The sequence below is a fragment of the Mesobacillus boroniphilus JCM 21738 genome (assembly GCF_000517385.1).
Taxonomy (GTDB): domain Bacteria; phylum Bacillota; class Bacilli; order Bacillales; family Cytobacillaceae; genus Mesobacillus; species Mesobacillus boroniphilus.
Genome location: NZ_BAUW01000032.1, coordinates 31,049 through 40,335, shown reverse-complemented (window position 1 = coordinate 40,335; position 9,287 = coordinate 31,049). Strand labels below are relative to the sequence as shown.

At 43.7% G+C, this 9,287-nt stretch carries 5 protein-coding genes and 4 pseudogenes; 1 reads left to right on the top strand and 8 read right to left on the bottom strand.

The window, feature by feature from the left end; genetic code table 11:
• Positions 1 to 54 precede the first annotated feature (54 nt).
• From trxA to JCM21738_RS10850, 6 genes and pseudogenes are all read right to left on the bottom strand, one after another.
• Positions 55 to 369 carry a thioredoxin gene (gene trxA, locus JCM21738_RS10880; RefSeq protein WP_023627075.1) on the bottom strand — a complete coding sequence of 105 codons (315 nt, stop codon included), beginning with the start codon at positions 367 to 369 and terminating at the stop codon, positions 55 to 57.
• Positions 370 to 547: 178 nt separating this feature from the next.
• A pseudogene (locus JCM21738_RS10875) lies at positions 548 to 1,523 on the bottom strand (electron transfer flavoprotein subunit alpha/FixB family protein).
• Positions 1,524 to 1,561: 38 nt separating this feature from the next.
• Positions 1,562 to 2,334 (bottom strand): annotated as a pseudogene (locus JCM21738_RS10870) (electron transfer flavoprotein subunit beta/FixA family protein).
• Between the two features lie 86 nt (positions 2,335 to 2,420).
• Positions 2,421 to 3,193 (bottom strand): annotated as a pseudogene (locus JCM21738_RS10865) (enoyl-CoA hydratase).
• A 132-nt stretch (positions 3,194 to 3,325) separates the two neighbouring features.
• Positions 3,326 to 3,928: a fatty acid metabolism transcriptional regulator FadR gene (gene fadR / locus JCM21738_RS10860; protein WP_023627071.1), complete on the bottom strand. Its 603-nt coding sequence runs from the start codon at positions 3,926 to 3,928 to the stop codon at positions 3,326 to 3,328.
• Positions 3,929 to 4,144: 216 nt separating this feature from the next.
• A pseudogene (locus JCM21738_RS10850) lies at positions 4,145 to 5,846 on the bottom strand (long-chain-fatty-acid--CoA ligase).
• Between the two features lie 207 nt (positions 5,847 to 6,053).
• On the opposite strand from JCM21738_RS10850, the gene JCM21738_RS23860 reads away from it, so the two are divergent.
• Entirely contained in the window at positions 6,054 to 6,239 is a 186-nt protein-coding gene (locus JCM21738_RS23860; RefSeq protein ID WP_148296095.1) for a hypothetical protein, read from the top strand.
• A gap of 176 nt (positions 6,240 to 6,415) precedes the next feature.
• Here JCM21738_RS23860 and JCM21738_RS10845 read toward each other — a convergent pair whose 3' ends face one another.
• The gene (locus tag JCM21738_RS10845; RefSeq protein ID WP_023627066.1) at positions 6,416 to 6,820 is read right to left on the bottom strand and encodes a DUF350 domain-containing protein; all 405 of its coding nucleotides are present in this window, start codon (positions 6,818 to 6,820) and stop codon (positions 6,416 to 6,418) included.
• A gap of 84 nt (positions 6,821 to 6,904) precedes the next feature.
• Positions 6,905 to 9,262, bottom strand: a complete 2,358-nt coding sequence (locus tag JCM21738_RS10840; RefSeq protein ID WP_023627065.1) for an endonuclease MutS2 — start codon at positions 9,260 to 9,262, stop codon at positions 6,905 to 6,907.
• Between the last annotated feature and the right edge of the window lie 25 nt (positions 9,263 to 9,287).

The window sequence follows — 9,287 nt, the reverse complement described above, 5'->3', positions numbered from 1 at the left end:
CAATAAAAAATCCCCGCCTTCGATAGAAGGCGGGGATTTTTTGCATATAATAGCTTAGATATGCTGTTGCAAGCGGCCTGCAAGTGCTTCTTTAGGCTGGAAACCGACAACTTTATCAACTGGTTGACCATCTTTTAGGACAAGTAGTGTCGGGATGCTCATGATGCCGTATTGTGCAGCAGTTTGCTGATTGTCATCAACATCAAGCTTCACGATTTTCACTTTGTCGCCCATTTCTGAATCTAGTTCTTCAAGCACAGGAGCAATCATCTTACAAGGTCCGCACCAAGGTGCCCAAAAGTCAACAAGCACTAGGCCTGATCCTGTTTCGTTAGCAAAGGTTGCGTCAGTAGCATGTGTAATAGCCATATAAATGCCTCCTAAAAAAATCTGAATACTAACGTCAGTATATCATCGTTTACCAATTGATGCTATTTATCTGCTCTTATTGTAATTTACCCTTTTTACATTTGGATATTCTATTTAATTCGCATTTTCAAGCAAAAAACGGACGTGTGTGACGTCCGTTTTTTGGAATTAACTAAAATTAAGCGTTTACTTTAAGCTTTTTGAATTCTTCAGTAAGCATTGGAATAACTTCGAATAAATCGCCAACAATGCCGTATCTGCGACTTTAAAGATATTTGCTTCCGGGTCTTTGTTAATCGCTACGATGACCTTGGAGTTGGACATACCTGCAAGGTGCTGGATTGCTCCGGAAATACCAGCAGCAATATATAAGTCTGGAGTTACGACTTTGCCTGTCTGGCCGATTTGCAGTGAATAGTCACAGTAGTCAGCGTCACATGCGCACGTGAAGCTCCTACAGCTCCGCCTAGAACGTCAGCAAGTTCCTTAAGCGGCTCAAAGCCTTCTTCACTTTTTACACCGCGTCCGCCTGCAACTACAACTTTTGCTTCGGAAAGATCTACGCCTTCTGTTGCTTTACGGACAACATCCTTGATGATTGTTCTCAAATCTTTGATTTCAGCAGAGACAGTTGAAACTTCTCCGGATTTCCCTGGATCTTTTTCAAGTGGAGCGATGTTGTTCGGACGGATTGTCGCAAACACTAGTCCATCGGTTACAATCTTCTTTTCGAAGGCTTTACCAGAATAGATTGGACGAGTAAAAACAAGATTACCGCCTGCTTCTTCCACTGCTACTGCATCGGAAATCAGGCCGGAACCCAATTTGCTTGCGATTTTAGGAGCAAGGTCTTTTCCAAGTGATGTATGTCCAAAAATGACACCTTCTGGATTTTCCTGTTCGATTACAGCCATCAATGCTTGTGAAAAACCATCTGGTGTATATTGTGCAAGCTTGGTATCCTCTACTGCCACAACTTTGTCAGCACCATACTGGTATAGGTCGTTTCCTAATGAATTTACAGACTCTCCAACCAATACTCCAACTACTTCTCCGCCCTCAGCAACTGTTTTTGCAGCTGCAATCGCTTCGAAAGAAACGTTTCTAAGTTGTCCGTCACGTGCTTCTCCCAATACTAATACTTTTCTCGCCATTTAATTTACCTCCTGCGTATTTATTCTTCCTATTTGTCTTAAACGACTTTTGCTTCAGTGTGAAGCAGGTTGACAAGTTCCTTGACCTGATCGGCTAGTTCGCTTGAAGGACTTTTCCTGCCTCTTTTTGCGGAGGAAGATAAATATCAATTGTCTTTGTCTTAGCTTCTACATCGTCCTCATCCAAATCAAGATCATCAAGTTCAAGCTCATCAAGAGGCTTTTTCTTTGCTTTCATGATCCCTGGAAGAGATGGATAGCGAGGCTCATTCAGACCTTGCTGTGCAGTTACAAGAACAGGAAGGCTTGTCTCAATAACTTCTGAATCCCCTTCTACGTCTCTAGTAATAGTTGCAGTTGTTCCATTGATTTCTAGTTTAGTAATCGTTGTTACATAAGGTATTCCAAGCTGTTCGGCAACTCGAGGTCCTACCTGGCCAGATCCGCCATCGATTGCGACATTTCCGCCAAGGATGAGATCAGCTTCCTTATCCTTAAGGTATTCAGCAAGGATTTTTGCGGTTGTGAACTGGTCGCCGTCTTCAACGTCATCCTCGATATTGATCAATACAGCTTTGTCTGCTCCCATAGCCAAAGCAGTGCGCAGTTGTTTCTCTGTTTCTTCATTGCCTACAGAAACAACAGTAACTTCGCCGCCTTGAGTGTCCCTTACCTGGATTGCTTCCTCAATAGCATATTCATCGTAAGGATTGATGATAAATTCAGCGCCATCTTCATTGATCTTGCCGTTTGCGATCGTGATTTTTTCTTCTGTATCGAATGTTCTTTTCATTAGAACGTAGATATTCATTTGTTCCCCTCCTAAGTATTCAAACATTTTAGCTGTTCTAAAGATTAGAAAAATTTATTATAAAAAAATTATGCTAAAAGGTTTGCTTATCTGCCTTTAAAATCCGGTGACCTTTTTTCCAGGAATGCCTTGATTCCCTCCTGTCCATCCTCTGACAGGAAGACATCGCCAAAAAGCTTGGCTTCTTCCTTAACTCCTTTGTAGAAGGATTCGTGCTTGGAATAGTTCAAGAGTTTAATAGCCGCACCAATGGAAACTGGACTCTTTTTAGCAATTTTCCCGGCAAGCTTGTACGCGTGTACAAGCAACTGCTCTTCAGGATAAGCGTGATTGGCCAATCCATATTGGACTGCTTCCACACCTGTGATTGGGTCGCTCGTAAACAGCAGCTCTGCCGCTCTGGCAACGCCTACATAACGCGGAAGACGCTGGCTGCCTGCAAATCCTGGAATCAGCCAAGCTGCAGCTCTGGCAATCCCAATTTCGCATTTTCAGCTACAAGGCGGAAGTGGCATGCCATCGCAAGTTCCAGTCCGCCGCCCAATGCCGCTCCATGAATAGCAGCGATAATAGGCTTTGGAAAGTGCTCCATGCGTTCAAACAAATCCTGACCGTACTCAGCAAGCTGGGCAAAATCTTCGCCTGTTTTAATTGTGGTGAATTCCTTGATATCTGCTCCTGCAGAAAAGAACCTTCCTTCACCATGGATTAAGACAACCCTGATTTCTTCATTTCCCTCAATTTCATCAAGGACTGCCGATAATTCCTTCAGCAGGCCAGAAGCGAGGGCATTTGCCGGCGGACGGGCTATCGTAATCGTAGCAATCCTGTCCTCCGCAGACCATTTGAGATACTCCACATTTTCCCCTCCTTTTACATGAAGGCTTTCTTCGCATTTAGGCATTCCGCCTTATTGCGAAGCGGCCTTTTCACACTGCCTTTTCCTCCTTTCCAGGCATTTCAACGCCTCGGAAAGAAGGGAAAGATGTAATTAAAGGACCGGTTTGTTGTCCTGGTAACCACAGCCGCTGATCAGCAGCTGGTGTACCGCTTTAGCCAGGTCAGCGAGATTGTATTTCTGTTCATTCATGACCCATGAAGTCGCAGTTTCATCTACTGTACCAAAAATCATCTGCCTTGCAAGACGCAAATCCAGGGAGCTTGAAAACTCTCCATTCTCTATGCCTTCCAAAATGATTTTGTCGATCAGCATTAAGTAGCCCTTAAGCACCTCGTTGATTTTATGCCGGAGATCCTTATTTGACTGCCTTAGCTCCAGCTGGGTTACAATTGCAAGATGTCGGTCATCTGAAAGAATTTTGAAATGCGTTTCGACCAACATATATAATTTCTCTGTTGCTGTTTGTTTTCCTGCAATTTTTTCTTCAACACTTCCTACGAAGTAACCCATTTTCTCCTGGAACAGAGAAATCAGTATGTCTTCCTTATTCTTGAAATACAAATAAATGGTCCCATCAGCCACTCCAGCCTGCTTTGCTATTTTAGAAATCTGCGCCTGGTGGTAGCCGTTTTCTGCGATAATGACCACTGCTGCATCAATTATTTGCATATATTTCGGCCTGTTTTTTTTCATTTCTTTCACTCCCGCTCCAGGAAAAGCACAAGCATTAAATGCTACAGTGGCACACTCCCGTTTACGAATTTTTGTCTGCAATACTTTTCACTGAATGAATCATCATTCATATTTTTATAATAGTATTCACTCACATTTCTGTCAAGGAAATGTATTTCGTTCGGACAACCCTTCTTCATCAAAAAGAAAGAGCCGATTGATGAGCCGGCTTCAAAATTAAGCTCGCTTCTGTTCGTCTTCCTGTCTTTTCGCTTTTTCTTCATCAACTAATGCTCTTCTGAGAATTTTACCTACAGCAGTTTTAGGAAGTTCTTTCCTGAATTCAAATAATCTCGGCACCTTATATGCAGCAAGATGTTTGCGGCAATATTCATTCAGTTCTTCTTCTGTCGCTTGTGCACCCTCTTTAAGAACAATATATACTTTTACCGTTTCACCTCGATACGGATCTGGGATTCCTGCTGCCACAACCTCCTGGATCGCTGGATGTTCATATAGGACTTCTTCAATTTCCCTCGGATAAATATTGAAGCCTCCGGCAATGATCATGTCTTTCTTCCGGTCGACAATATAGAAATATCCTTCCTCGTCCATATACCCAAGGTCGCCGGTGAGCAGCCATCCATCTTTAAGTGTTTGCTCTGTTTCTTCGGGCCTGTTCCAATATCCCTTCATTACCTGGGGCCCTTTGACTGCTATTTCTCCAACTTCTCCAGGAGGCAGCGGTTCACCGGTTTCCATTGATAGGACAACAGAATCAGTATCTGGCCAAGGTACACCAATGCTCCCTTTCACACGTTTTTTATCCCACAGGAAATTCGCATGAGTGACTGGGATGATTCAGTTAGACCATACCCTTCAACAAGCTTCCCTCCAGTGATCTGTTCGAATTTCTCCTGTACCTCGACCGGCAGTGGAGCTGAACCGCTAATACAGGAATCAATTGACGATAGATCATATTTTTTTAAGTCGGGATGATTCAGCAGACCGATATAGATGGTAGGTGCTCCCGGAAACAGTGTAGGCTTTTGCTTCTGGATTGTCTTTAGTGTTGTTTCAGGTCGAATTTTGGCAATAGGACCATTTTCGAGCCTTGCATTACGGATAGAATCAATACTGCCGTCATGCCATAGACATGGAAAAATGGAAGAATCCCAAGTACTGTTTCTTCGCCCGGTTTGCATTTATACAGCCATGCATTGCTCATCGCCGCATTCGCAATCAGGTTTTTATGAGTCAGCATAACGCCTTTCGGAAACCCTGTTGTTCCGCCAGTATATTGTAATAAAGCCAAATCTTCTTCAAAATCATAATCATATTCTTTAATTTTACCGGCAGGCTGTTTCATAATTTCAGTAAAAAGATGGTTCTGGCCTTCATGCTTCACATTTACGATGATGCCATACTGCTTTTTCTGGATGAATGGATAGACAAGATTTTTTGGGAAAGGAAGATAGTCCTTGATAGCGGTTACAATTACATTCTCCAAATCCGTGTTTGCGATGACCTTAGAGACCCTTGGGAATAAAATGTCGAGCGTGATGATTGCCTTCGCACCAGAGTCCTTCATCTGATATTCAAGCTCCCGTTCCATATACAGCGGATTGGTTTGAACGACAATTCCCCCAGCCATCAGGATTGCATAGTAACTGATGATAGACTGAGGAGTATTCGGGAGCATGATCGCAACCCTGTCTCCTTTTTCAATTCCCAGGTCTTGCAGATAGGCAGCCAGTTTTTTCGCATAGTTGTAGACTTGCTTATACGTCAGCTCTTTGCCCATAAAGTGGATTCCCACCTTATCAGGGTATTTCTCAGCAGTCTGCTTCAAGTAATCCTGGACCGTTGCTTGCTGAAGATCCAAATGAGCAGGAATTTCCGGAGGGTATTGCGACAGCCATGGTTTTTCTACTTCCATCTTGTTGCCTCCTTATTTAAAATTTTTTGAAAATTCTATCTCCCATTATAATATAATGGTCTTTTTATGACAATTAGAATAGTTTTTTTGGAGGATTATAGGGACAAACTCCCATTAATATAATTGATTCTTAACCTTTCTTTCTCTCCAACTGAACAAAAAGCGCAAGCGCCTCGTTCAGCCCCGACAAGCGCTGGAGGCCGACCGGTGAAGTCGTTCTTTGACTTCATTGGGCGGACCGAAACCGAAAAGTATAGCCGACTGCCCAGAAACGCAGAAACTGGAGACTCCGCCGGCAGAAGCGCTTTTTGCTTCTGCGGCGGAGTTGAAGTTTCGGAGTTTCTAGGAGGCGACACTAGACAAGCGACTCGAGGGGCTAGGCGCTCGTGCTAGACACTAATCAAAGTAAAAGTTTTATACTTTCTCATAAAGTGAAAAAAACCGCCGATAAGGCGGTTTTTCAAATTCCTATGCAAAAAACATCATATAGACAATGCCGACTAACAAGAATACCCCACATAGAATCAGCAATATTTTAGCCAGTTTTTCCACTCTTTTAGATCCCCCTGTTAAATTCCTGCTCCGATGATATACGACAGGCCGATAGAAATGACCATGGATATCAGGCCTACTGCGCGGTTGTCGTTTTCTATTTCTTTATCTATGTTGAACTTGGGTGTCAGGAATTCAAAAATAAAGTATCCTATCAAAAGCAAAACGAAACCCAAAACTCCCCAGCTGATCATCGTGAGCAGCGAATCATGCTGATTGATGGAATAGCGGAATATATTGGCTACACCAAAGATTTTCCCGCCTGTGGCCATCGCAACGGAAATATTCCCTTTTTTGATTTCTTCCCAGTTGCGGTATTTTGTCACCAGTTCAAAAACAGCCAGGAATACGACGATGCAGAGAATCGATACACTATAATAACCAGCTGTAACTATATATTCATTTTCCCAAAAATGATCCATATCCATTCTCCCTGAAAAGATTTTACCCCACTGCCTATTATAAAGTGTTGTGACGGGGATTTGCATTATTTTGCACGCGTAACTTTACTTGAATTCTACTACAGTCACGCCTGTTCCACCTTCACCTGCATCTCCGAATCTTATTTTCTTGACTGACCGGTGGTTGCGTAGGTAATCCTGGACTCCCTGCCTCAATGCCCCGGTTCCTTTTCCGTGGATGATATTGACTCTTGGGTAGCCGGCAAGCAAGGCATCATCGATATATTTTTCTACTCTCATGAGGGCATCTTCATAACGCTCTCCCCTGAGATCAAGCTCCAATCCAACGTGGAAGTCTTTGCCCTTCACTATGGCTAATGGTTTTGTTTCTACCGGCTTAGGAGAATTGATATATTCCATATCCGTTTCTTTCACTTTCATCTTGAGAATGCCAATCTGTACTTGCCATTCTTTAGCGTTAACTCGTTCAACAAGGTGTCCTTTTTGATCAAAGGTCAGAACCTTGACCTCATCCCCTGGCTTGAACTCGTGTTTTGCTGGTTTCGCTTTTCCTCCGCCTTTTTTCGCCTGGTTGAGTTCAGGAGTCGCCTCACTTAGGCGCCTTTTGGCGTCGATTAATTCATGCTCTTTGATTTCGGCACCTTTATCAAGACGCAGCTTCCGAAGGTCGCGGATGATTTCTTCCGCTTCTTCCTTCGCTTTTTCCAAGATTGAAGCAGCTTTTCCTTTTGCCTTTTCGGCTAGTTCATCTTTTTTCTGATAATACTCCGCCATCTGTTTTTGCAAATCCTTATGCAGATATTCTGCATCTTTCAACAGCTGGTTTGCTTCTTCGCGGTCTCTCTCCGCCTGCTTACGGCTGGACTCAAGGGAAGCAATCATGTTGTCGACCTCATTGCGGTCAGCGCTGATATAGGATCTTGCTGTAGTAATGACAGATTCTTTCAATCCTAGCCTCTTGGAAATTTCAAAAGCATTGCTTCGGCCTGGTACGCCAATCAATAGCTTATAAGTCGGACTCAATGTTTCCACATCGAATTCTACGCTGGCATTGGTGACGCCTTCCCGATTGTATCCATAGGCCTTTAGCTCCGGATAGTGGGTTGTTGCGATCACTCTTGCACCGCGCTGATACACTTCGTCCAGTATTGAGATTGCCAGTGCTGCTCCTTCCTGAGGATCAGTCCCGGCACCAAGCTCGTCAAATAGCACAAGGCTATTGTGGTCAACCTTTTCAAGGATTTCCACGATATTGACCATATGGGATGAAAAAGTACTCAAACTCTGCTCGATTGATTGTTCGTCACCTATATCAGCATAAACCGAGCCAAAAACAGCCACTACAGATCCGTCAAGTGCGGGTATCTGCATTCCTGCCTGGGCCATTAGTGTACAAAGTCCTACTGTCTTCAAAGTAACGGTTTTACCTCCGGTATTCGGACCGGTGATGACAATCGTCGTATAATCACTCCCTAAAGTGACACTGTTAGGAACAACCTCCTCCATCGGGATCAGTGGATGTCTTGCCTGGAAAAGGTTGATAAGGCCCTCATCATTAACGATTGGCTTTGAGCCCTTGATTTTGCTTCCGTATTGCGCCTTGGCAAACATGAAATCCAGTTCTCCCATGATGATGACGATTTGCAATAGCTCATTATGATGGTCGGCGGTAAGTGCTGAAAGCTCTGAAAGGATTCTTTCGATTTCCTGCTGCTCTTTTACCCGGATGCTTTGTAGTTCATTATTCAACTGGACAACAGATTGCGGCTCAATGAACATCGTCTGCCCGGAAGAACTTTGATCATGGATGATACCGCCATAATGCGAGCGATATTCCTGTTTTACAGGGATGACAAATCGATCGTTCCTGATAGTGATGATGGCATCCGAGAGCATTTTTGACGCGTTGGATGAACGAATCATGCTTTCCAATTTTTCACGAACTCTTGCTTCTCGCGTTCGCATCTGCTGGCGAAGCGATCTTAGTGCTTCACTTGCACTGTCAAGAACCTCACCGCCTTCATCGATCGCGTTCCTGATTGATTCTTCCAAATTCGCAAGGACGATGATTCTTTCAGTATAGCTTAGTAAAATGGGCACCTCGGTAACTTCCTGCAGATCATCGACAAATCGCTTCATCTGTCTGCTGGCATGGACTGTGCTTGCCACCTGGACCAGCTCAATTGGACTGAGCATGCCTCCGATTTGCGCCCTTTTTACATGGGGCCTTATATCATGAATACCGCCTAACGGTACATTTCCTTTAAGTCTTAGAACCTTGACTGCTTCATCTGTCTCTTCCTGTAAACGGGCAACTTCCGAAAAATCAACAGAAGGCATCAAAGCAATTGCTTTTTCCCGTCCTAATGAGGATGAGGCATGTTCTATCAGCTGGTTCCTGATTTTATCAAATTCAAGTGTTTTCAAAACTCGCTGCTGCACAAAAATTTCCTCCTTCTTCTTTAGC

Bases quoted from the DNA above. Each gene is read 5' to 3' on its own strand.
- trxA (WP_023627075.1), bottom strand. From the start codon at position 369: ATGGCTATTACACATGCTACTGACGCAACCTTTGCTAACGAAACAGGA.
- fadR (WP_023627071.1), bottom strand. From the start codon at position 3,928: ATGAAAAAAAACAGGCCGAAATATATGCAAATAATTGATGCAGCAGTG.
- JCM21738_RS10845 (WP_023627066.1), bottom strand. From the start codon at position 6,820: ATGGATCATTTTTGGGAAAATGAATATATAGTTACAGCTGGTTATTAT.